We start from the raw sequence: 21,284 nt of genomic DNA, 5'->3' as shown, positions 1-21,284 counted from the left end.
AGCCGCTGTCCGCAGAATGGATGGCATGGCAGAACCCGTGGCCCACCCCATCACCGTCGCGATCGAACGACGCATCGATCCCTCTCGCACCGTCGAAGCCACGAGCTGGATGCAGGCCGGCACCGATCTCGCCGCGGGCTTCGCGGGGTTCCTCGGCTCCGGCTGGGTCCGCGCGGGCGAAGGCAGCGACCTCTGGTACATGCTCTACCGCTTCCGCGACATCCCGACCCTCGAAGCCTGGGAGGACTCGCCGCAGCGGTCGTGGTGGCTCGACTCCGGCCGTGCTTTCGCAAGCGAGGTCAGGGTCGAGCGACGCACCGGCATCGAAGGGTGGTTCGACGCCCCGTTCGCTACGCACGTCGAGTCGCGGCATCCGGGTCACGCGACTTCACCGGTCACCGGCCCGGTCCAGCAGCCCATCCCGGCCGCCCCGCCGCGATGGAAGCAGGCCGTCACGATCTGGCTCGGCTTCTTCCCCACGAACCTTCTCGCGTCGTGGCTTCTCGGCTTCGTCCCGGGTTTCGCGGAGTGGCCGCTGATCGCTCGCGTGCTCCTCTCGACCGCGCTGCTCACCCCCGTCATGACGTACGCGGTGCTTCCGTGGGTGACACGGATGCTGCGTCCCTGGCTCCAGCGCGGCGCCTGACGCGTGGCCGCGGCCCGGGGCAGGGGGACCGTCACCGAATCTTGATGCGCTGATCACCCCGGCAGTTCCGGCGCGGTCGTACTCTGACCTCGTGAGCACTGTGAACACCACACCGCTGCCGGACGCCGCGCCCCCGACGCCCGGTCGCCGGGCCGAATCCGAGGCGGTCTACGCCGCGTTCGCCGCCGGCATCCTCGGTGCGATCTACGGCCTGCTGGTGGGCATCTTCGCCCCGGATCTGCAGCTGGCCGGCGTCGCCGACTCGTTCTCGGTCTGGGCCGCCTGCGGCGCCGCGGTGGTCGCCGCCGTCGCGTCGACGCTCGAGTACTGGCGCGCCCGCGGCCGGCCCGGCCAGGAGTGGCGGCAGTCGCTGCCGTCGTGGAAGTTCATCGTCAACACGATCTCGGTCGTCATCGTGCACACGGCCCTCGCGTTCGTCGCGGTGTACGCGCTCTACCGCGTGCTGGCGATGGGCTTCATCGGCCTGCCGATCGTGACCTTCTGGGCCGTCGTGCTGATGTCGGTCACGCTCGGCCTCACGACATGGTTCGTCTACCTGTCGGTGTCGGCGATGACGACGCAGCGGATGTCGTCGCTGCTGCTCACGTTCATCGCGATCGGCACGCTCACCGCCATGGTGACCACGCCCGACGCGAAGTGGTGGACGATCCACTTCAGCCACCTCGGAACCTTCGAGGACGACCTGTCGAGCTGGGTCTTCAACGGCACCCTGATCGCGGCAGGCCTCCTCGTGACGACCTTCGCCGTCTATGTGGCCAACGACATGCGTGAGCTCGCCGAGGCGGGCGTCCTCCAGAACCCGCGGGCGGTGCGGACGGTCCCGGTGCTCTTCGTCATCATGGGCATCATGCTGGCGTGCGTGGGGATCTTCCCCGTCGACGTGAACATGCCGGCCCACAACCTGTCGGCCTCCGGCATGGCCGTGATGTACCTGGTGCTGCTCATCGGCGGGCCGCGGTTCTTCCGCGGCATGCCGCGCACCTACTTCGTCGCGTCGTGGGCGTTCCTCGCGGCGATGATCGCCTCGGTCGTCCTCTTCATCCCCGCGGTCGGCTACTTCTCGCTCACGGCGTTCGAGATCATCGTGTTCGCGCTGATATTCGGCTGGATCGCCGTGTTCATCCGGTTCCTCGGCGTCGCCGGCCGCAAGGACTGAGGGGAGACGGATGCTGCGGCCCGCAGCATCCGTGATCAGTCGGCGGCGCCGCTGTCGAGGTAGACGCCGACGCGGTCGCCGTCGAAAACGAACTGCAGGGCGCTGTCGGCGGGGAAGCGGTCGCGCAGCTGCTGCGGGGCGCTGCTGTCGACGGCGAGCTGGATGGTCGCGGGGAACGATCCCACGGCGCATCCCGTCAGCATGATCCCCGACATCGACCACGAGTTCGCGTCCGCGTCGGGCTCGGGCAGCTCCTCGGTCGCCACGAGGCTGAAGCAGTCGGTGCCGAGCGCTCCGTAGCCGCCTGACGTCTCGAACAGGGTCAACCCGAAGTAGTCGAACGCGAGCGAGCTGGGCCCGGCGCCGAACCACCCGGCGGGGACATCCGCGAGCGGGTACGGGTCGAGCGTGTCGATCTGCGTCGCGCCGCTGGAGGCCGAGATCGGCGAGATGGCCGTGGCCGAATAGGTCAACCCGGCCGCGAGCGCCGCGGCCGCCACCACCGAGAGCGCCCAGAGCGCCCACGTGCTGCTCGACAGCCCGCGCCTCCTGCGACGTGCGCGAGGCTCGTCGGGCTCATCGGAGGTGCTCGCCTCTTCGGCCTCCGGCTGCGCGTCGGAGGCTTCGGGCGCGACGACGACCGTCACCGCGGCGCCCTGCCGCTCGGGCGCGACCGCGGGTTCGGCGACGAGGGGCGGTTCCACCGGCGTCGCCGTCGCCGCTGCGGCACGACGGGCCTCCAGTTCACGGAGTCGCTCCAGCGCTGCGGGATCCTCGTCGATGTCGGCGGAGGGGCCGTAGGCGCGAGCGCGCAGCGTGTGCAGTTCGTCGAGGGTCGCAGCATCCATCTCGTGCATCGTCTCATGCGTCCATGCGAACGCGGAAACACCCGGTCGTGGGGCTTTCCGGTCCCGGCTCGAGCTCGTATGCACACCCTGGGCTGGATCGCCTGCGCTGTCCGGTACTAGCGTCGCCCCCGAGCGGTCGCACACCACACCTGCGGAGGGCACCCCATGCTGCAGCACGTCGCCGAGGGCGTTCTCGCCCACGAGAGCGAGTTCATCCAGACCCAGGCGACGGTCGTGCAGGGGCGCGACGGCGTGCTCCTGATCGACCCGGGCATCACCGGATCCGAGATGGCGGACCTCGCGCACGATCTGCGCGAACTCGGCCGCCCGGTCGTGGCGGCCTTCTCGACGCATCCGGACTGGGACCACGTGCTCTGGCATCCCAGCCTCGGGGACGCGCCCCGCTACGGGACGGCTGTCGGCGCCGCCACCATCCACGAGGTGCTGGCGAGCCCGGACTGGCAGGGCCAGATCGCGGAGGGGCTGCCACCCGAGTACGCCGACGAGATCCCGATGGAGCTGCTCGGCCTGATCACCGGCCTGCCCGAGGGAACGACACGGATCCCCTGGGACGGTCCCGCCGTCCGGATCCTCCAGCACCGCGCCCACGCACCCGGACACGCCGCACTGCTGGTCGAGGACAGCGGGGTGCTGGTCGCGGGTGACATGCTCTCCGACATCCTGATGCCGTTCCTCGACCTCCAGGCCGACGACCCGATCGGCGACTATCTGGCCGCGCTCGACCTCTTCGAGAGCGTCGCCGACGGCGTCGTCGCCGTCGTCCCCGGCCACGGCTCCGTCGGCGGAGCCGGCCAGGCCCGCCGCCGCATCACGCAGGACCGCGCGTATGTCGAGGCGCTGCGCGATGGCCGCGCCCCCGACGACCCCCGGCTCGACCCGTCCGGACCGCTGTACTGGCTCGTCGACGTGCACGAGTGGCAGGTGCAGTCGCTCGCCGAGCGCGGCTGACGGCGCTCAGTCCTCCGGTGGTCGCACGAAGACGTCCACCGTGTCCTCGCCGAAACGGAAGTCGACGCTGCTCCCGTCCGGCAGCCACCGTCCGAAGTCATCCCCTTCCGACACCACGCTCAGCGTCAGAGCGACCTCTCTGCCGGGTGGGGCGCACTTGATGGAGAACCTGCCGCTCGCGGCGAGGTCCCACACGACGAAGCAGACCTTTCCCGCGCTGTTCTCGACGGACCACACGCCCACGCCGTGGTACGGCTCGAACTGGCGGAGCGTGGCCGCATCCGGTCCTCTCCCCTGCGCGCTCAGCACGCGGATGATGTCGCTGTCCGCTTCGGCGTCGATCTTCTGCAGCGTCGCATCGGGATACGGTGCGAGATTCCATGCGGTGGCGACGGCGACCCCGAGGAGGACCACCGCGCCCGCGACGGCCCACAGGCGCCGGTGGAAGATGCGCGGCGGCGCCGGGGCGGTCGTCGGGTCCGCAGACGATGCCGCGGTCGGGGCCGCGCCGACGGCGGCTCGTGTGGCAGCCACGGCGCTGAGGTGAGCCGCCTCCAGCTCGATCAGCCGGGCCATCGCCACCGGGTCGGCCTCGATGTCCGCCTCCGGGCCGTACGCGCGAGCGCGCAGCGCGTCCAGCTCGCGTGCGGTGCCTGTCGGGCGCGAGCGTCCTTCCGTGAGCTCGGGCGACTCGGGTGTCACATCCGGTGCGGAGGGCGATCCATCCACAGCCTCAACGTACTCCGGCGCCTCCCGGGCTGCACCAGGCATCCCCGCGGGCAGCCCCCTCGGGCTCGCCCGCCGAGAGCCCCCGCTCGCGCCGCGATGGGTGGACAATCATGCCATGGCACGCGGCGCGTGGTCGCAGGGAGCACGCCTCGAAGCTGCCGCGGTGCGGGTCGAGAGACGGCTGCATCGCGACGGGGTGGTCGAAGCGCGACGCTTCGCCGTGCGCACCGAGGCGCGGGCGATCGTCGTGGCCACCCTGGCCTTCGGGGTCGGACTCGCCGGAGGATCACTCGGGTTCTGGGGCCGCGCGGCACCCGTGTGGGAAGGCGCGTCGGTCGGCGCGGCCGGCATCGTGGTCGCAGCATCCGTCACGCTCGCCGCGGCGTTCGTGAGCTACCGGCTCGCGGCGCGCGATCCGCGGCAGGCGTGGCTGAACGGCGTCACGCACTCTCGACGGGCGTGGATGACGGCAGCGCTCACGATGTCGCTGGCGGCGGTGTTCGGAATGGTCCAGTGGGTGCTGTTCCACGCCGCGTCGCTGATCTGGCCCGGAGCCGCGGTCGACACGATGACGGCGACCATGATCGTCGCCTTGGTGGCCGGCGGCTGCGGCTACACCGCCTTCACGCTGGCCGCGCATGTCACCGCGACCCGCCTCGTGCTGCTGCTGTTCGCCGTGGTGGCGACCGGGTTCACGGTCAGTGTCGCCACGACACAGGACGACGAGTGGTACCGGCTCAACTTCAGCGAGCTCGGCGGCCGCGGCGGCGTCACCGCTGCGGTCTTCAACGCGACGCTGATCCTGGCGGGCGGCGTGACGGCGCTGCTCGCGATGTACCTGCTGGCGAGTCTGCAGGCCTGGGCGCGCACCGAGCCCCGGGTGACCCGGATGAGTGCGCTCACCGTCTACTTCGTGTTCCTCACCCTCGCGGCCTGTTTCATCGGCGCGGCGCTGGTGCCGGTCACTTTCAGCCAGCTGGGCCACAACATCTTCGCCATCGGGATGGCCGTCGTCTTCGGAGCGTTCCTGCTCGGCCTCCGGTGGGTGCTGCCGTGCCTGCGCTGGCCGATGATCGTGCTCGCCCTCGCGGTGGCGGCGGGCATCTTCTTCTCCGCGAGCCTGTTCTGGATCGGGTACTACACGCTCGCCACCCACGAGATGGTCTGCGCGGGCCTCGTGGTCGGGTGGCTGCTGCTGTTCACGCGCACCCTGGCCGCCGCCGAGCGCGCCGACTCCGCGGCGGCGAAGACGGATGCTGCCACCTAGCGTCTCCGGCAGCGATCAGTACCCCGCCGACGGCACCCCGGCAGACCTCGCTCGGATCCGACGGTCGGTAGCGTGGGCGGCATGACTCGCGTGTGGCTGACCGACTGGGAGTGGGCGTGCTGCGGAAACCCGTTCGCTGTTGGCGACGAGGTCGACTTCGGCGTCCAGAGCCGCATGCCTGGCTCGTCCCTGACGGAATTGCTCGGTCCGACGCTCGCCGCGACGGTGGGCGCGGTCGAGTCGCACTTCGCCGGCTGGCTCGTCGACGTCGAAGATGAGCGATGAACGCACCACCACGCCTCTGCGCAGGTGCGCTGATCCTGGCCGCGACGCTGGCCGTCTCGGCGTGCTCCACCGTTCCTGACCCGCCCGACGCGGTCGGGGAGAACTACCCTGGCACGTGCATGCCGGCGGAGTTCTCGTGGCCCACGGACTTCCTCGAGGCGCTGCCCGGCGAGTCGCCCGCGATCGGCGGGACCATCGTCGGCCTCCGCCTCGAGTACGTCGATTCCGCGTGGGTGTGGCGACTGCGGAGCGTCGACACCAAGGAGGACCTGCTCGGCGAGCGCGTCGACGACCCGAGCTACGGCAAAGAGTCGATCGTCGACGTCAGGACGATGCGAGTGGTGGCCACCCAGGAGACACAGCTGACAGAGCCGGAACAACGGGTGCTCGGCACGAGCGCCACCGCAGCGGCTCGACTCTCCGGCGAGCAGTGGCCGAGTCCGCTGATCATCGAGATGGCCCGTGTCATGGACGACGGGACGCCGGCTTGGCGGATCACGACGTGCGACACCGCGACCAACGAGCACTCAGTGATGACGGTGAACTGACGACTTCACGCTCGAACCCCAGCTCAGGCCGGGCATCGGCTGGATAGGCTGACGCCAATGCGGACGCAGGTCCGCGACGAGCAACGAGGCGGTGGGGATGAAGGGGTCCACACGAAGCGTCGGTGGAATGACGCTGATCGTGGTGATGATCGCGGCGCTCACCGCGTGTACGACCTCCTCATCGGGGAGTCGCGCCACGCTTTACGAGAGCCTTGACGCCCTGGCCGCGGACAGCTCGGTCATCGTGGTCGGCACAGTGACGGAGCAGCGCGGCGACCCTGCGACGGAGCAGCACGGTGGCCCAGAGACGACGGTGTCGAGCGTCGACGTGACCAACGTTCCCGCCAATCCTCAGTTGGCGGCGAATCTCGATGCGACGCACGCCACGGTCGCGGTCGGCGATGTCGTCGAGGTGCGACAGGACACGGGACCGGTCCTGACGCTCGGTGAGGAGTACATGCTGTTCCTCACCCCGTCGATGCTCTCCGGTGACGCGGCGTCGGATTACTTCATCACCGGCGCCGTCGCCGGCCTCTACGAGCGCGACGGCGACGAGTTCCGTCGCGTCGCGCTGGACAGCGGCGACACCCTGCCTGAGACCATCGCCATCGCTGGTGACTAGGACGCAACGTGAGGAGTCCGAATGAGTGAGGCAACGACAGCATCAGCCTGGATCTCCCCGGCCGAATTCCACCGAGCACCCGGCGTCACCGACTGGCGCGTCACCGGCACCGGGCCTCAGGCGGTCTTCACCGCGACCTCCATCTCCCACGCGGCGGGTCTCATCGCCCCGATCGTCGCCGCTGCCGCGAGATTCAGCATCCTGCCCGATATCGACCTTCGTCCCGAGGCAGTCGTCGTCCGCGTCCCGTACCGCGAGCCCGAGGGCATCCCCGCGGCCGCCACCGAGTTCGCGGCCACCGTGTCACGGGCGGCCGCCGAGCAGGGTCTCACCCCCGATCCCTCGCGCGCGCAGTCGATCGGCATCTATGTCGCCCAGCACTCCGAGGCCGACGTGCGGCCGTTCTTCACCGCAGCTCTCGGCTATGACGACTTCGGCGACACGGACGCTGTCGACCCGCTGCGCTGCGGACCGCAACTCGCCTTCAACCCGATCACCGGAGACTCGCCGGCAAGGGGTCGGACGCACTTCGACGTCTTCGTCCCGGCCGACCAGGCGCAAGCGCGCGTGGATGCCGCACTCGCCGCCGGAGGCAGACTCGCCGATGACTCGCATGCCCCCGCGTGGTGGTCGCTCGCGTCACCCGACAACCACGGCGTCGACATCGCGTCCTGGACCGACACCTACGACTGACGAGGCGAGGCGCACGACGGAGCGTCCCCACCCGGTGCGCCGCCCATCGCGCAGGGCTATCCTGGCGGCGTCGAAGGAGGCCTGCCGTGACTGTCGACATCGAGGTCGTCCCGCTCGAGAAGCCGGACGACGTTAACGTCATCCTCGGCCAATCCCACTTCATCAAGACCGTCGAAGACCTGCACGAGGCGCTCGCCGGGATCGGCGGCCCCTTGAAGTTCGGCGTGGCGTTCTGCGAGGCATCCGGTGCTCGGCTGGTCAGGCGCACCGGCAACGATGATTCGCTCGTCGACCTCGCGGTCACGGCCGCGTCGGCCGTGGCTGCCGGACACTGCTTCGTCATCATGCTGCGGGACGGGTTCCCCGTGAACGTGCTCAACCAGATCAAGGCGGTGCCGGAGGTGTGCTCCATCTACTGCGCCACGGCGAACCCACTGCAGGTCCTCGTCGCCGTCACCGGTGCCGGCCGGGGGATCGCTGGCGTGATCGACGGCGAGCCGCCAGTCGGCGTCGAGACCGAGCAGGACGTCGCGGACCGCAAGGACCTCCTCCGCGCGATTGGCTACAAGCTCTGACGGGCGATTGCGCCGATCGCGCCCTCGGCGCGTCGGTCTGAGCCAACCCGTCGCCAGTTGCTCGCGCGACGCGTTCGCCTATACTCCACAGGAGTATCCCCCCAACGTACGATGCCGTATTTCTCGGGAACGACGTCGTACCCCGTACGCGGGCCGCCCGCCCGCCGTCCATCGGAGTGCATGTGGTTCGAGTGCAGCCGAGCACGCCCACCAGTGGCGATGCCCCCACGCGCGCGGCCGCGCGCGCCGCGCAGCAGCGAAGGCGTTCGCTGATCCTTCTGGGCGTCATCATCGCCCTCGTTGTCGCGCTCGCCGTGGTGGCCGGCGTCTTCTTCCTCCGCGGAACCCCCGGTGAACCGGACCAGGAGCCGGCGGTGTCGGACGGATGCCTGCCGTCGGACCTCCGCATCACTGCGGATCCGGCGGTCGCGGGAGCGCTGAAGGCGATCGCCGCAGACCTGACGGAATCCCGTTCGGACTGCCCCGCCGTGACGGTCCGTGCCGAGGACAGCGCGGTCACGGCCGCGGCGCTCGCGGCAGGATCGGAGCCGGGCTTCGACGTCTGGGTGCCCGACTCCGCGATGTGGCCCTCGAGAGCGACCGGTCAAGCCGAGCTCGCCGGCGTGGACGCCGCGGACCTGGTGGTCAGGGGAACCGTGGCCAGCAGCCCCGTCGTCTTCGCGGCGACGGAGCCCACGGCGGCTGCGCTCACCGCGGAAGGGGCCGCGTTCGCAAGCCTCGCAGGACGCTCCGTCGCCGCCGTGCTGCCGGATCCGGCGACGGTCGCCGCGAGCTCCGCGGCGCTGCTCGCCCTCCAGACCGCGGTCGGCGGAGACGCGCGAACGTTCACCGCGCTCGTGCTCGGCCTCGACACGGGCGTCGTGCCGACCGCCGCCGATGCGCTGGCCGCGGCATCCGCTGCGACGACGCCGACGATCGCCGTGACCACGGAGCAGGCGGTGCTGGCGCAGGCCGAGGATGCCACAACACGCCTTATGCCGATCTACCCGGCGGACGTGAAGCCCGCGGTGAGTGTCCCCCTCGTCACGCTCGCAGACGCCTCGGCCGACACGCTTGCCACCGTGGAGGCGCTCTCCGCCGCCGTGGCAGCCGGCGGAGACCACCTCGCCGACTACGGGTTGCGCGACGCGGCAGGGAACCCGCTGGAGTCGACCCTCGAGATCGCCGGCGGAGACTCCGCGACCCCGGCGCCCACCGACAGCACCAACCAGGCGGAGGTGCTGCGCACCTGGCAGGTGCTCACTGCGCCGTCACGGATGCTGTCGCTCAACGACGTCTCGGGCTCGATGCTCCAGCCGGCCACCGCCGACATGCGGCGCATCGACCTCTTCGAACAGGCAGCGGTCCGCGCCGTCAACTCCCTGTCGGCCGATTCGTCGCTCGCCACCTGGGTGTTCTCGAGCCGGCGGATCGGCGGACAGGACTGGCAGGAGATCGTCCCCTTCGGGCCTCTGGGTGATGCGGCCCACAAGCAGCGCACGATCGACACGGCGAACGGGCTCGACAGCCTGGTCGGCGGCGGAACGGGACTGTACGACAGTGTGCTCGCGGCCGTGAAGTTCATGCGCGAGACGTACGTACCGGGTCAGGTCCACCTGGTCTTGCTCAACACGGACGGCGTCAACGAGGACGACGAAGGCCTGGACCTGCCGGCGCTGCTCGCCGAGCTCGAGACGCTGCGCGATCCGGCGAAGCCCGTCGCCGTCATCGCGATCGGCTACGGCCCCGACACCGACCAGGCCGCCCTCGAGCAGATCGCGGCCGCCACCGACGGCGCGGCGTATCAGGCGCTGCAGCCGACCGACATCGGCACGGTGCTCATCGACGCCGTCACACAGCGCGGCTGCCGCCCCAATTGCGGTTAGCCCAGGGCGTGGTCACTCGCCCATGCCCGCACCATGAAGAGCTCGGAGAGCGCCCATGATTCGGAGATCGCGGTGGTCGAGGTCCGTGTGGACGTGGCGGGCGCCCTGCCCGTCACCGGGCACGTCGTCCGGGTCGAGCAGGATCGAGCTCTCAACCAGCTGTCGTAGGAAGTCCTGTCGATCCGAAACGAACCGGGCATCGCGCGTCGTGTGAAGCAGCGCTCGTAGACGTCCCTGTGTGTCGATCGCGATCGACGTGCCCGACTTGTATTCGGAGTGCCTGGCTCGCGCGCGTGGCAATCTGATCGGGTGGCGGTCCCACCACGCGACCTTGATGATGTTGACCTTCTCGTGGGTGGACGGTTCCGGGTACGCGAAGTCGAGCGACACGATCTCCGCGACGTGACGCCGCTGCAGCAGCGGCTTCTGCAGCCGCACCGACTCGATCGAGGTCACCTCGAGGGGGACCTCGGGAATCCCCCACTTCTCCCGGTGGTCCCACACGAACTGCAGCGCACGGTCGGGGTCGGTGAGAAGCGCCTCGCGGTCGCCCTCGGAGCCGCGTACGACGGCGTGCCGCGTGCCGCCGTGAAGCTGCGCGCGGGTCGCGATGCGCCGCCGGGCGCATTCGTCGATGAGTGCGATGCGCTCGGCGGGCAGATCGGGATGGTGGAATTCGTCGGCGGCGAGCATCGCGCGGACGGCATCGGCCATGGTCGCCTCGCCGGGCGGGAGCCAGTCCATCCCCTTGTAGATCAACGATCCGAGGCGATTGATCGCATACAGGCCGGCAATGCGGAAGGGGTCTCCCTGGGCAGCCGAACCGCCGATGCCGATGTGTGGATTCGAGCCCGCCTCCTCGAGCTCGCTCAACGTCGTCGCGAGACTCCGCTGCAGCACGGAGAAGACGGCGCCCGTCAGCACCTGACTCAGCGAGTGCGGCGACAGGCGATCGACGACGCGCGCCTGCGCGCGCACCCGACTGTCCAGAGACCGCCTGTTGCTCGCGTCACGGAGTGCGTCGACGTCACCCCGGGAGCGCCCGAACTCCTCCGCGACCCGGGAGTAGCGGCTCGAGGCAAGAGCCGACTCGAGCGCTGCGGCCGGCTCGGGCCTGTGCTGGAAAGGATCTCTGCTCCGCAGACTCACCATCACCGCCGTGAGGTCGGCGACGGACTCATGGATCGCCAGGCTCTCGGGGAATCCCGCATCGCAGAGGTCGGGGGCGATGCCGTCGAGAAGAGCGTGGCCGGTCTCGTGGGTGACGATGTCTTGCGAAAGCGCGGTGTAGTACCGCCGCGGCGCTCCCGGTCGCTCGTACGAGAAGAACTGCAGGCTTCTCGACTCCCGGTCATAGAAGGCGTTCTCGAGTCGGCCGGCATCTGCGACGACCAGAATCGGCCCGTCGCCGAACGCCCACTTGACCGGCTTTCCCAAGACGACGGGATCCTCGACGAGCGCGATGGCCCGGATGACCGTGCCGAACGCGCTCACCTTGACGAAGCCGAGACCGCCGGTGGACTGGTCGATCTCCTGAAGTGGGATGGTTTCGCCGCGTACCCACGCTGCGCGCATCGCAGCCGGGATGGTCGGGGTCGGTACGTCGTAGAGCCCCACGCCCCGGTAGTGGCTTCCGCGACGGGAGAGCTCGACCGGCGTGGCGGGCGCGCCGCTCGGTTGCGGAAGGTCCACGACCGCGACTCGATCGCAGGTCGGTCCGGCCCAGAATCCGCCCTTGGACTTGGCTACCACCGGCTGAACAGGCGAGATCGCTCCGCCGCTTTCGGCGACGACCGATGGATCTTGAGACATCACCGTCAGGAGTACTGCCTCGACTCTGCGCATGAACACTCCCTGCTCAGCCGGTCACTCCCCGTGCACGACGAAGGCACGATCCGTACGGACATCACATCGCCGGTTCCCACGCCGCGCAAGACTCGCCTATCCTGTGGCCGAGCGGAGGAGGTCTCCATGGCAGATGCCAACGATGTGCTCGTCGAAGTCGTCACACTTCCCGTGGCCGGTCGTCCGCTGTCGGCGGTGGATCGGTCCTGGGAGCGCCTCGCCGACGCACGCGCCACCATCGAATCGGCGATCGAGCAAGGGATCTCGCTCGCCGTCGGCGCAGCGACGACATCGAGTGACTCCGTGGACTGGCAGATCTCGGAGGTCTCGATCGGGTTCGGCATCAAGGTGACAGCCGAGGCCGGGGTGCTGGTGTCGAGCGTCGGTGGTGAAGCCTCCCTCGAGGTGACGGTTCGAGCCACCCGCAAGAACTGACACGAAGCGGGATGCGCCGCGACGACGCTGAGCACCGTACCCGTGGACGGCTGCACGCATGAGGGATACGGTCGCGGTGTCGACCGATTTCCGGCGGAAAGAGGCGGTGTCGCCATCTCCAGGCCCAATGCCGCGGTTTCCCTGCCCAGTCCGCGCAGGGTGCAAGGCACGTATTACACGCTGATGCTCGGCAACACGCTCGCTGCGTCGCTCATCTGGGGCGTCAACACGCTGTTCCTGCTCGACGCCGGCCTCTCCAATCTGGAAGCCTTCGCCGCGAACGCCTTCTTCAGCGCCGGGATGCTGATCTTCGAGATCCCGACGGGCGTCGTCGCCGACACGGTCGGTCGTCGAGCGTCGTACCTGCTCGGCACGGTGACGCTGGCGGTGACGACGATCATGTACTGGATGCTGTGGGTCTGGCAATCGCCGTTCTGGGCGTGGGCGGTCGTCTCGGTGCTGCTCGGTCTCGGCTTCACGTTCTTCTCGGGCGCGGTGGACGCATGGCTCGTCGATGCGTTGAAGGCGACCGCGTACAAAGGCAGCCTCGAGACGGTGTTCGGCCGAGCCCAGATCGTCGGCGGCATCGCGATGCTGTCGGGATCGGTGCTCGGCGGCGTCATCGCACAGGCGACGAACCTCGGCGTGCCCTTCCTGATCCGGGGCGCCATCCTGCTGGTGATGTTCCTCGTCGCGGCGCTGCTGATGCGCGACCTGGGCTTCGTCCCGGACCGGAGCGAGAGCCCGCTGCGCGCGACGCGCACCGTCCTGCGGGCGTCGGTCCGGTACGGCCTCGGTGATCCGCCGGTGCGCTGGTTGATGCTCGCGAGCCCGTTCACCGCCGGCGTCGGCATCTACGTGTTCTACGCGCTGCAGCCGTACCTGCTGGAGTTGTGGGGCGACGAGGAGGCGTACACCGTCGCCGGCCTCGCGGCCGCGTTGGTGTCGGGCACGGCGATTCTCGGCGGTGCGCTCGCCCCGTGGGTGCGCAAGCTCTTCCACCGCCGCACCTCGTCGATCCTGCTGGCGACGGCCACCAGTGCGCTGGTGCTGATCGGGGTCGGACTGGTGCGCAACTTCTGGGTCGCGGTCGTGCTCGTCGCGCTCTGGGGCATCGCCTCGGCGATCGATGACCCCGTGCATCGCGCCTATCTCAACGACATGATCCCGTCGAAGCAGCGCGCCACAGTGCTCTCCTTCGACTCGCTCATGGGTTCCGGCGGCGGCGTCGTGATCCAGCCTGTGCTGGGGCGGGTGGCGGATGTCGGGGGCTACGGCGCCTCGCTGGTCTGGAGCGGCGTGATCTCAGCGGTCGCGATCCCCTTCGTCCTGTTGAGCAGGGGGCAGCACACCCCGGCAGATTCCGCTCGCGAAGTCACCGCCGAGACGGATGCGTGAGCGCCGCCAGCCCACGGCGCCGTCGCGCCCGCGCGTCGCGGGACCATGATGATGCGGGAGTTCAATCGAGTTCGTCGTCGACGGGAAGAAGCGGCGTGCCCTTGCGCTCCCTGCGCGGAAGTCGCGGCGGCAGCCCGAGGATGCGGGCGAAGTACCAGACAAGGTTGAAGAGGGCGATGGCGCCCGTCGTCGTCGCGGCGATGATGGTGCCGGTGTCGGGCACGAGGACAGCCCATGCGAGCCAGATCACCTGGTTGACGACGGCGAAGATGAGGAAGACGACGGACACGCCGCCGACGTGTCTGTCACGGACGAGGGCGACGCTCTGACCGGCGTTGGCGAGGACTGCGGGGATGATGGCGACCGCCCCGTAGGCGCCTGAGCCGAACAGCTGGTCGATGAGGATCATGAGAGCGGCCAGCCCGAGCCCGGGCGCGAGTGTCAGCAGGAGGTTCCGCTTCAGCCGCCTCGACATCAGGTACAGGATGGGCACCGTCGACAGGAGCGAGAGCGCGCTCGCTATGACCTGCGGGGGCTGACTGATCGCGATGCCGTGCGCGGTCCACCCCAGGTTGACGGCGAGGAACGCTTGCCACGCAGGAAGGGAGAGTCCCTCGACGTTTCGCGTGCGTGCCGTCGGAGGAGTTGCGGGAGGCCGAGGATGATCGCCGTGAGCGTGCCTGCCCATCCCAGGATCTCCGTCACCGTCATCGCCGCGTCCTTGTGCCTCTGCGACTATCACCCGTTCTTCTGGTCTCGCCAGGCGAGCCAGTCCGGCACCACCGTGAGGTCGTAGTCCGGACCGGAGAGGCCGACCGTGAAGAGTGTTGTCCCCATCGAGTGCAGCTGGTCGGCGTCGTCGAAGGATCGGTGGGCGATCGAATCGAGGACGCCTGCTGAGATCTCGATCTCGGAGACGTCGCGGTCGATGTCGCGCGCGTGCGCCGCGAGGACGGCGAGCTTTCGTTCCAGAGTCGGGATGTCGCTGTAGCTGTGCCAGATGTCGGCGTGCGTCGCGACGATGCGCAGCGTCTTCTGCTCGCCGGCACCGCCGATGAGGATGGGGATCTTCCGCGTGGGCGGCGGGTTGAGCTTCGCCCAGCGGCTCTCGATGACCGGCAGATCGCGCGCAAGTGCGTCCAGACGCCGCCCGACGGTGCCGAACTCGTACGCGTACTCGTCGTAGTCGCGCTCGAACCAGCCCGAGCCGGTCCCGAAGATGAAGCGGCCCTGACCGGTCGCGTGGGCGCTGATGCGGTCGATGGTCCGGGCCATGTCGGCCTGCAGGTTCGGGTTGCGGTAGCTGTTGCAGTTGACCAGTGCACCCAGTTCCACGCGGCGGGTCTGCTCAGCCAGCGCGGCGAGCATCGTCCAGGACTCGAAATGCGCCCCGTCGGGGTCACCGTTGAGCGGGAAGAAGTGATCCCAGTTGAAGAGGATGTCCACGCCGAGCTCCTCCAGCTCAGCGGCCCTGTCGCGAATCGTCTCGTACGTCGCGTGCTGCGGTTGCAGCTGCACGGCGATGCGCACCGGTCGTCGGGTCGTCATGGCGTTTCGCGCGCCTTCCTGTTCGGTTCGGGGGCGGACCGGTCGGGGCGCTGCCCCGCCGGCGCGGACGATGAGGCCCAGCCGCCGAGAAGCTGCAGCGCATCGTGGTCGGGCGAGCCGGGCTCGGCGGTCAGCACCGTGAGTTGCACGCCCGCATTCCCGACCAGGTCCAGACCGTTGAAGTGGAGGGTCAGGTCGCCCACCGCGTGATGGTGGAATCGCTTCACGCCGGTCTGGTGCTCCCACACGTCGTGGCGAGCCCAGAGCGCGCGGAAGTGGTCGCTGCGCGTCGAGAGCTCTCCGACGAGGTCGTGCAGCGGCTTGCTGTGCGGGTCGCGTCCCGCTTCGGTGCGCAGCTGCGCGACGTTGATGCCGGCGATGGCCTCCCAGTCCGGGTAGAACCGCCGAGCGACGGGTTCGAGGAAGATGAACCGCGCGAAGTTCGGGGGCGTGGTCGTCGCGGTCGTGAGCATCTCATCCATCAGCGCGCCGCCGACCCGGTTCCACGCCAGCAGATCCGTGCGACCGTTGCCGACCATCGCCACAGCGGACTGCATCGAGTCGAGGAACCACTGGATGCTCGGCGACGGCCGCCACACCGGCGCCGGCTTCGCTGCTCTGCGGCCGGCGGTGGTCGCACCGGCGGCCTGGTGCGCGAGGCGATACAGGTACTCGCGCTCGGCGTCGTCCATCTGTAGAGCCTTCGCGACCCCGTCCAGAACCGCCTCGGAGGCGCCGGCGATCCCTCCCCGCTCGAGGCGGGCGTAGTACTCGACGCTCACGCCCGCCAGCGCGGCGGCCTCACCGCGACGCAGGCCTGGCACGCGGCGGTCCACGCCGCGGGCGAAGCCGACGTCCTCGGGTTCCACTCGCGCGCGTCGCGACATCAGGAAGTCGCGCACCTCGGAACGGTTGTCCATGGTCACAGGCTAGGTCGGCGGCCGCCGCACCGGGATGCCCTGCCAGGGCACGTCACCTCAGGGACTCCCGCCCGCGCCCGGCCACCCGTTTGCTGAGATCATGCCACCGCGTCACCTGCTCCACCTCGCGCCGCAACGAGCCCTGAACACGATCGTCGCCGCCTTCCTGCTGCTGACGACCCCGACTCTCGCCCACAGCAGCATGCCACCGCCTGCTCAGGCGACCATCTCACTCGACTCCACTCACGCCGAGCTCGCCCCACGGCTTCGGCTCACGCTGACGTTCCACGATCGGATGGGCACGGCGGTGTTCGCACCGTTGACTGCTCCGCTCCCCGTCGATGTCGGCGCACCGTTGAGCAGGTACCGCGCCGGGGACGCCGCCTACGTCACCGCGGAGCAGAGCGTCGTTGTCTTCCTGACCAGCGGCACCGCCGTTCCGGAGAGCGGCCTCGTCCTCCTCGGCCACGTGGAGGACGGACTGGACGATCTCGCGAGCTGCCGGCGGGACTGCCCGGTCGAGATCGTGCTCGCCGACGCCTCGGGCAGGAAGGAATGAGGATCGGCAGCAACTGCCTGCGGAACCGGATGCCTCATCGAGGACTGATCCGTTTCACCCGCCGATGTAGAGATCGCCGAGTCGGTTCCGTCTCCTCCTGTGAAGCGGCCAGAATGGGCCGCACCGAACAGGAGGCTCTCATGGCCAAGTACCTGATGCTCAAGCACTACCGGGGCGGTCGTCCCTCGGTGAACTCCGTCCCGATGGATCAGCTCACGCCGGACGAGTGGGCGGCGCACGTCCAGTACATGGCGGACATGGAGGAACGGCTCATCGCGTCGGGGGAACTGGTCTCCTCTGAGGGACTCTCGATGGGCGGCGCGTGGGTCCGCTTCGACGGCGAGGGACGCCCGCCCGTCGTCGACGGCCCGTTCGCCGAGACGAAGGACCTCATCGCCGGCTGGATGATGATCGAGGTCGACTCGTACCAGCGGGCGGTCGACCTCGCCTCCGAGCTGTCGGCTGCGCCCTGGGCGGGAGGAACGCCTCTCGGGGAGTGGCTGGAGCTGCGTGAGGTGATGAGCGCGCCACCTGCGGACGCCGGATGACGGAGACGGTCCCCACGCCCCCTTCAGATGCCGCTGGCGCGTCATCCGGAGCCTCGGGGCGCGTGGGCCCGGCTGCGGCCCTGCGCCGCGCGATCCCGGAGGTCGTCGGCATCCTCGTCCGGCGCGGCGCAGATTTCGCGTCGGCCGAGGATGCCGTGCAGACCGCCCTGGTGCGCGGACTCGAGCGACCGGTCGCCGACGGAGTGCGCGACATCCGTGCGTGGCTCGTCACCGTCGCGTGGCGTGCGTTCCTCGATCAGGTGCGCAGCGATTCCGCGCGCGTCGCACGCGAGGAGCGGCTCGCGCGCGAGCCCGAACCCGGCCCTGTGCCGCACCGTGACGACACGCTCGGGCTCTACTTCCTGTGCACGCATCCGGTCCTGACCCCGACGTCGGCGATCGCGCTCACGTTGCGTGCCGTCGCCGGCCTGACGACGCGGCAGATCGCGGATGCCTTCCTCGTGCCGGAGGCGACGATGGCTCAGCGCATCAGTCGCGCCAAGCAGCGGCTCGCCGGCATTCCGCTCGACCAGCCGGGCGACCTGTCCCGTGTGATGCGCGTGCTCTATCTCGTGTTCAACGAGGGCTACTCGGGCGCGATCGACATCGCCGCCGAGGCGATCCGCGTGACGCGGCAGCTCGCTGCGCTCACCGACGAGCCCGAGGTCGCCGGGCTGCTCGCGCTCATGCTGCTGCACCATGCGAGGCAGCCGGCGCGAGTGATCGGCGGACGGCTCGTCCCACTCGCCGAGCAGGACCGCACGCTGTGGGAGGTGGACGCGATCGCCGAAGGCGTCGCCGTCCTGCAGTCTGCGCTGGCACGGGATCGGCTGGGGCAGTACCAGGCCCAGGCGGCGATCGCGGCGCTGCACGCGGACGCGCCGACCGCCGCCGAGACCGACTGGGTGCAGATCGTGGAGTGGTACGACGAGCTGCTGGCCTTCGGCGACTCCCCCGTCATCCGGCTGAACCGTGCGGTCGCGATCGGCGAGGCTGACGGCCCGCGCGCGGGGCTCGCGGCCCTCGACCCCGTCGGCGAGGATGTGCCGCGGTACCACGCCGCGCTCGCGTACCTCCACGAACGGGCCGGCGAGACGGATGCTGCCACCGCCGAATACGCGGAGGCCGCGCGCCGCGCGACCAGCACCCTCGAGCAGCAGCATCTCCTGCGCCAGGCGGAGCGTCTTCGTCAGGCGCGGCGGTAGGTTCCGACGACGGGGCAGTCGAAGGGATCACGCGCGGCCAGACCGACACGGTTGAGGTAGGCGATCACGATGCCATACGAGCGCCACAGCGTCGTCTCGGTGTAGGGCACGCCGCGGGCCCGGCACTGGTCGATCACGATCTCGCGGGCGCGTGCCAGGTGCGGGCGCGGCATGTTGGGGAACAGGTGGTGCTCGATCTGGTAGTTGAGCCCGCCCATGAGCATGGTCGCCCACCAGCCGCCGCTGATGTTGCGGGAGGTGCGCACCTGCTTGCTGAAGAAGTCGAGCTTCGCGTCCTCGGCGATGATCGCCATGCCCTTGTGGTTCGGCGCGAACGAGGCGCCCATGTAGACGCCGAAGACCGCCAGCTGCACGCCGAGGAACGCGAACGCCATCCCCAGCGGAAGGAAGAGGAACACCGGCGTCCAGATCACCGCGAAACGCGCGGTGATGAGCGCGATTTCGATCCAGCGGTCCTTGGCACCGTCGCGCGAGAACAGGTGCCGGAACGCGTGCGCGTGCAGGTTCAGGCCTTCGAGCGTGAGCAGCGGGAAGAACAGCCACCCCTGCTTGCGCGTCACCAGAGCGCGCCATCGACCTGCGGACGCGGCATCCGTCTCGAGAAATGAGATCGTGTCGATCTCGATGTCGGGATCCTTGCCCACCCGGTTGGGGTTCGCGTGGTGGCGGTTGTGCTTGTTGTTCCACCAGGAGAGGCTGATGCCCACGATGCCGGCGGCGAGGAAGCGGGCGAGCCGGTCGTTCGCGGGGCCCGAAGCGAGGATCTGCTTGTGCGCGGCCTCGTGCGCGAGGAACGCGACCTGCGTGAACAGGATTCCGAGGGCACCGGCCATCAGCAGCTGGTACCAGGTCTGGCCGAGCAGGACGAAGCCGGTGACCACACCGCCGAAGCCCAGGAGAAGGCCGACCCCGACGAGGGCATAGAACCACTCGGCACGGCGGAGGAGACCGGTCTCGCGGACGACCTGCGAGACCTCGGTGTACGCGCGGGCGATCGGCGGGAATTCTGCGGTGCCGGCGTACGTCTGACGGACGGGACCGAGCCGAGACTCGAGAGTGCTGGAAGAGATGATGCACCAGTTCCGATGGGGACCGTTCGGCCGTTGAAAGCCAGAGGCGGTTGCCCATCGCTGCCCTCAGGCTACGTGGGTCCACATGAGCCGCAGGGAATACCTCCTGATTCCTGGGTGATGCCCAGGTGAACAGCAGCGCCCGCCCAGGCCGGAGCCGGGACGGGCGCTGTGAACGCGGGAGCGTCAGAGCGGGCGGATGTTCGCCGCCTGCATGCCCTTGGGGCCCTGCTCGGCGTCGAACTCCACCTTCTGGTCTTCGCGGAGCTCCTTGAAACCGCTGCCTGCGATCGCGCTGAAGTGTGCGAAGAGATCGGCCGAGCCGTCATCGGGTGCGATGAAGCCGTAGCCCTTCTCGGAGTTGAACCATTTCACGGTGCCAGTGGCCATCGTGTCTTTCCTATTCTTCGGGCCGCCGGAGCGACCGGGGGTGCCGCGCCGACGAATGCGGTGCGGACGGATGTGGACCGGTGCCGGTGCCGACATCGGTGAGGATATGGATGCTGCGACCGCCGCGCGCGCGTCATCCGGCGTCGCGTGGAGCCCCAGGTCTTCACCACGGGGTCCGTGCGCGCGGAAACCGCGCGGCGTCATGTCGATGAAGCCAGCGTATTCGTCGGCGCGCGTCGCGACATAGACGTCGTCGTCTGCCTGTCGCCAAGCGAGCGCCTGTGTGAGGGTGTGCATGATCGTGTGTTCGTTCTGCTCTGCGCGGAGCGACGAGCTCTCGCGACGGGCGGCGTGCAGAAGCCGCTGATGAAAAGGATGAGGTGTCCGAGATCTGCTTCTCCACGATGAGGCAGAGGAAAGGACACGGGTCCCCGGTCAGGGAACCCTAGAGTTTAGCATCCTTCGCACGTCGACAATGACGACGCGGCTCTGGCCGGCGACCGGAAGCGCGGTCGTCACCGGGCCGATCCGATGATCAGAGCCTCGAGGGCGGCCAGTCGCCGACTCCGATCGCCGGTGATCTCGACGACCTCTGGACCTACGCCGGTCACGTCGGGATCGTCGATGAGGTCGAGGAGCGCCTCGTTCATCCCCTCTCTGAGCGCTGAATGCTCGTCGATGTCGGGCTCGATCCGATCGATCGCGTTGAGTGGCAGCACGACCAGCAGGTCGATCTGCTGCATCGCTTCCCGCGTGATCTCCGTCGATCGCTTCAGGAGTTCGCGCGAGCCGGGCGCACCCGTCAGCTCGTCGAGGGCCATCAGGTATGCCAGGAAGTCGATGGGGCCGCGGTCGGCGATGAGGTTCTCCGGGGACTGCTCCGGATCCAGCCTGTCGGCCGAGAGCCGAAGCTGCCTTGCGAAGAGCGAGGCGTCCGGGGTGTCCCACGTCTCATCCACGAGATCGAACGGATCGGGCAGCACGGCGAACTCCGGGTAGCGGAACGCGAAGTCGGAGACGAGCGTGCTCTTCCCGCTCGCATGAGTCCCCGAAACGACGATCCGCATGTCGCGACCATAGAGCATCGAGCGAGACGCACG

Annotated in this window: 24 protein-coding genes; 15 read left to right on the top strand and 9 right to left on the bottom strand. The window is 69.3% G+C overall.

Annotation, left to right across the window (positions count from 1 at the left end; genetic code table 11):
* The first annotated feature begins 16 nt into the window (after positions 1–16).
* Together ACFQ7C_RS12200 and ACFQ7C_RS12195 are read left to right on the top strand one after the other, a co-directional pair.
* Positions 17–646, top strand: a complete 630-nt coding sequence (locus ACFQ7C_RS12200) for an antibiotic biosynthesis monooxygenase (protein WP_378901143.1) — start codon at positions 17–19, stop codon at positions 644–646.
* 91 nt (positions 647–737) lie between these two features.
* Positions 738–1,823 carry a DUF998 domain-containing protein gene (locus tag ACFQ7C_RS12195; protein WP_378901141.1) on the top strand — a complete coding sequence of 362 codons (1,086 nt, stop codon included), beginning with the start codon at positions 738–740 and terminating at the stop codon, positions 1,821–1,823.
* A 35-nt stretch (positions 1,824–1,858) separates the two neighbouring features.
* Here the strand turns inward: ACFQ7C_RS12195 and ACFQ7C_RS12190 are convergent, their stop codons facing one another.
* Positions 1,859–2,671, bottom strand: coding sequence for a hypothetical protein (locus tag ACFQ7C_RS12190; RefSeq protein WP_378901138.1), 813 nt, complete (start codon positions 2,669–2,671; stop codon positions 1,859–1,861).
* Positions 2,672–2,836: 165 nt separating this feature from the next.
* Here ACFQ7C_RS12190 and ACFQ7C_RS12185 point away from each other — a divergent pair, with 165 nt between their 5' ends.
* Positions 2,837–3,640: an MBL fold metallo-hydrolase gene (locus tag ACFQ7C_RS12185; protein WP_378901135.1), complete on the top strand. Its 804-nt coding sequence runs from the start codon at positions 2,837–2,839 to the stop codon at positions 3,638–3,640.
* Between the two features lie 6 nt (positions 3,641–3,646).
* Here the strand turns inward: ACFQ7C_RS12185 and ACFQ7C_RS12180 are convergent, their stop codons facing one another.
* On the bottom strand, positions 3,647–4,369 hold the full coding sequence (locus tag ACFQ7C_RS12180; protein WP_378901133.1) for a hypothetical protein: 723 nt from the start codon (positions 4,367–4,369) through the stop codon (positions 3,647–3,649).
* 115 nt (positions 4,370–4,484) lie between these two features.
* Between ACFQ7C_RS12180 and ACFQ7C_RS12175 the strand changes: the two genes are divergently transcribed.
* The 7 genes from ACFQ7C_RS12175 (at position 4,485) to ACFQ7C_RS12145 (ending at position 10,245) form a co-directional block, all read left to right on the top strand.
* Complete coding sequence (locus ACFQ7C_RS12175) at positions 4,485–5,636, top strand: hypothetical protein (RefSeq protein WP_378901131.1); 1,152 nt, start codon at positions 4,485–4,487, stop codon at positions 5,634–5,636.
* Between the two features lie 81 nt (positions 5,637–5,717).
* Positions 5,718–5,921 (top strand): DUF6578 domain-containing protein, encoded by a 204-nt coding sequence (locus tag ACFQ7C_RS12170; protein WP_378901129.1) that lies wholly within the window; start codon positions 5,718–5,720, stop codon positions 5,919–5,921.
* On the top strand, positions 5,918–6,469 hold the full coding sequence (locus ACFQ7C_RS12165) for a hypothetical protein (protein ID WP_378901127.1): 552 nt from the start codon (positions 5,918–5,920) through the stop codon (positions 6,467–6,469). Before ACFQ7C_RS12170 ends, ACFQ7C_RS12165 begins: the two co-directional genes overlap by 4 nt.
* 145 nt (positions 6,470–6,614) lie before the next feature.
* Entirely contained in the window at positions 6,615–7,091 is a 477-nt protein-coding gene (locus ACFQ7C_RS12160) for a hypothetical protein (RefSeq protein WP_378901125.1), read from the top strand.
* 21 nt (positions 7,092–7,112) lie between these two features.
* Positions 7,113–7,784, top strand: coding sequence for a VOC family protein (locus ACFQ7C_RS12155; protein ID WP_378901122.1), 672 nt, complete (start codon positions 7,113–7,115; stop codon positions 7,782–7,784).
* Between the two features lie 86 nt (positions 7,785–7,870).
* Positions 7,871–8,359 (top strand): adenosine-specific kinase, encoded by a 489-nt coding sequence (locus ACFQ7C_RS12150; protein ID WP_378901120.1) that lies wholly within the window; start codon positions 7,871–7,873, stop codon positions 8,357–8,359.
* Between the two features lie 182 nt (positions 8,360–8,541).
* Positions 8,542–10,245, top strand: coding sequence for a hypothetical protein (locus ACFQ7C_RS12145; protein ID WP_378901117.1), 1,704 nt, complete (start codon positions 8,542–8,544; stop codon positions 10,243–10,245).
* Between the two features lie 12 nt (positions 10,246–10,257).
* Here the strand turns inward: ACFQ7C_RS12145 and ACFQ7C_RS12140 are convergent, their stop codons facing one another.
* A complete protein-coding gene (locus ACFQ7C_RS12140; RefSeq protein ID WP_378901114.1) occupies positions 10,258–11,937 on the bottom strand; it encodes a hypothetical protein in 1,680 nt (559 codons plus the stop codon).
* Positions 11,938–12,216: 279 nt separating this feature from the next.
* Here ACFQ7C_RS12140 and ACFQ7C_RS12135 point away from each other — a divergent pair, with 279 nt between their 5' ends.
* Positions 12,217–12,525 carry a CU044_2847 family protein gene (locus ACFQ7C_RS12135; RefSeq protein WP_378901112.1) on the top strand — a complete coding sequence of 103 codons (309 nt, stop codon included), beginning with the start codon at positions 12,217–12,219 and terminating at the stop codon, positions 12,523–12,525.
* 183 nt (positions 12,526–12,708) lie between these two features.
* Positions 12,709–13,923 (top strand): MFS transporter, encoded by a 1,215-nt coding sequence (locus ACFQ7C_RS12130; RefSeq protein WP_378901329.1) that lies wholly within the window; start codon positions 12,709–12,711, stop codon positions 13,921–13,923.
* A gap of 61 nt (positions 13,924–13,984) precedes the next feature.
* Here ACFQ7C_RS12130 and ACFQ7C_RS12125 read toward each other — a convergent pair whose 3' ends face one another.
* The 3 genes from ACFQ7C_RS12125 to ACFQ7C_RS12115 form a co-directional block, all read right to left on the bottom strand.
* Positions 13,985–14,398 (bottom strand): hypothetical protein, encoded by a 414-nt coding sequence (locus tag ACFQ7C_RS12125; protein WP_378901110.1) that lies wholly within the window; start codon positions 14,396–14,398, stop codon positions 13,985–13,987.
* Between the two features lie 263 nt (positions 14,399–14,661).
* A complete protein-coding gene (locus tag ACFQ7C_RS12120) occupies positions 14,662–15,471 on the bottom strand; it encodes an LLM class F420-dependent oxidoreductase (RefSeq protein ID WP_378901108.1) in 810 nt (269 codons plus the stop codon).
* A complete protein-coding gene (locus tag ACFQ7C_RS12115) occupies positions 15,468–16,391 on the bottom strand; it encodes a helix-turn-helix transcriptional regulator (protein WP_378901106.1) in 924 nt (307 codons plus the stop codon). The genes ACFQ7C_RS12120 and ACFQ7C_RS12115 overlap by 4 nt, the downstream gene beginning before the upstream one ends.
* A 100-nt stretch (positions 16,392–16,491) precedes the next feature.
* Here ACFQ7C_RS12115 and ACFQ7C_RS12110 point away from each other — a divergent pair, with 100 nt between their 5' ends.
* The 3 genes from ACFQ7C_RS12110 (at position 16,492) to ACFQ7C_RS12100 (ending at position 18,703) form a co-directional block, all read left to right on the top strand.
* Positions 16,492–16,950 carry a cyclophilin-like fold protein gene (locus ACFQ7C_RS12110; protein WP_378901103.1) on the top strand — a complete coding sequence of 153 codons (459 nt, stop codon included), beginning with the start codon at positions 16,492–16,494 and terminating at the stop codon, positions 16,948–16,950.
* A gap of 140 nt (positions 16,951–17,090) precedes the next feature.
* Positions 17,091–17,498 carry a YciI family protein gene (locus tag ACFQ7C_RS12105; RefSeq protein WP_378901101.1) on the top strand — a complete coding sequence of 136 codons (408 nt, stop codon included), beginning with the start codon at positions 17,091–17,093 and terminating at the stop codon, positions 17,496–17,498.
* Positions 17,499–17,560: 62 nt separating this feature from the next.
* Entirely contained in the window at positions 17,561–18,703 is a 1,143-nt protein-coding gene (locus ACFQ7C_RS12100) for an RNA polymerase sigma factor (protein ID WP_378901099.1), read from the top strand.
* Here the strand turns inward: ACFQ7C_RS12100 and ACFQ7C_RS12095 are convergent.
* From ACFQ7C_RS12095 to ACFQ7C_RS12085, 3 genes are all read right to left on the bottom strand, one after another.
* Positions 18,688–19,794, bottom strand: coding sequence for a fatty acid desaturase family protein (locus ACFQ7C_RS12095; RefSeq protein WP_378901327.1), 1,107 nt, complete (start codon positions 19,792–19,794; stop codon positions 18,688–18,690). The genes ACFQ7C_RS12100 and ACFQ7C_RS12095 overlap by 16 nt on opposite strands.
* Positions 19,795–19,980: 186 nt before the next feature.
* The gene (locus ACFQ7C_RS12090) at positions 19,981–20,184 is read right to left on the bottom strand and encodes a cold-shock protein (RefSeq protein WP_159849084.1); all 204 of its coding nucleotides are present in this window, start codon (positions 20,182–20,184) and stop codon (positions 19,981–19,983) included.
* A 515-nt stretch (positions 20,185–20,699) separates the two neighbouring features.
* A complete protein-coding gene (locus tag ACFQ7C_RS12085; RefSeq protein WP_378901097.1) occupies positions 20,700–21,251 on the bottom strand; it encodes an AAA family ATPase in 552 nt (183 codons plus the stop codon).
* Positions 21,252–21,284 lie beyond the last annotated feature (33 nt).

The sequence above is a fragment of the Microbacterium sp. NPDC056569 genome, from assembly GCF_042793475.1.
GTDB lineage: Bacteria > Actinomycetota > Actinomycetes > Actinomycetales > Microbacteriaceae > Microbacterium.
The sequence above is the reverse complement of the archived record's forward strand: the minus strand, read 5'-3'. Positions and strand labels throughout refer to the sequence as shown.

Coding starts and splice junctions, on each gene's coding strand:
- ACFQ7C_RS12200 (WP_378901143.1), top strand. CDS start 17: ATGGATGGCATGGCAGAACCCGTGGCCCACCCCATCACCGTCGCGATC.
- ACFQ7C_RS12190 (WP_378901138.1), bottom strand. CDS start 2,671: ATGGATGCTGCGACCCTCGACGAACTGCACACGCTGCGCGCTCGCGCC.
- ACFQ7C_RS12185 (WP_378901135.1), top strand. CDS start 2,837: ATGCTGCAGCACGTCGCCGAGGGCGTTCTCGCCCACGAGAGCGAGTTC.
- ACFQ7C_RS12175 (WP_378901131.1), top strand. CDS start 4,485: ATGGCACGCGGCGCGTGGTCGCAGGGAGCACGCCTCGAAGCTGCCGCG.
- ACFQ7C_RS12170 (WP_378901129.1), top strand. CDS start 5,718: ATGACTCGCGTGTGGCTGACCGACTGGGAGTGGGCGTGCTGCGGAAAC.
- ACFQ7C_RS12165 (WP_378901127.1), top strand. CDS start 5,918: ATGAACGCACCACCACGCCTCTGCGCAGGTGCGCTGATCCTGGCCGCG.
- ACFQ7C_RS12160 (WP_378901125.1), top strand. CDS start 6,615: ATGATCGCGGCGCTCACCGCGTGTACGACCTCCTCATCGGGGAGTCGC.
- ACFQ7C_RS12155 (WP_378901122.1), top strand. CDS start 7,113: ATGAGTGAGGCAACGACAGCATCAGCCTGGATCTCCCCGGCCGAATTC.
- ACFQ7C_RS12135 (WP_378901112.1), top strand. CDS start 12,217: ATGGCAGATGCCAACGATGTGCTCGTCGAAGTCGTCACACTTCCCGTG.
- ACFQ7C_RS12130 (WP_378901329.1), top strand. CDS start 12,709: ATGCTCGGCAACACGCTCGCTGCGTCGCTCATCTGGGGCGTCAACACG.
- ACFQ7C_RS12125 (WP_378901110.1), bottom strand. CDS start 14,398: ATGTCGAGGCGGCTGAAGCGGAACCTCCTGCTGACACTCGCGCCCGGG.
- ACFQ7C_RS12120 (WP_378901108.1), bottom strand. CDS start 15,471: ATGACGACCCGACGACCGGTGCGCATCGCCGTGCAGCTGCAACCGCAG.
- ACFQ7C_RS12115 (WP_378901106.1), bottom strand. CDS start 16,391: ATGGACAACCGTTCCGAGGTGCGCGACTTCCTGATGTCGCGACGCGCG.
- ACFQ7C_RS12110 (WP_378901103.1), top strand. CDS start 16,492: ATGCCACCGCGTCACCTGCTCCACCTCGCGCCGCAACGAGCCCTGAAC.
- ACFQ7C_RS12105 (WP_378901101.1), top strand. CDS start 17,091: ATGGCCAAGTACCTGATGCTCAAGCACTACCGGGGCGGTCGTCCCTCG.
- ACFQ7C_RS12090 (WP_159849084.1), bottom strand. CDS start 20,184: ATGGCCACTGGCACCGTGAAATGGTTCAACTCCGAGAAGGGCTACGGC.
- ACFQ7C_RS12085 (WP_378901097.1), bottom strand. CDS start 21,251: ATGCGGATCGTCGTTTCGGGGACTCATGCGAGCGGGAAGAGCACGCTC.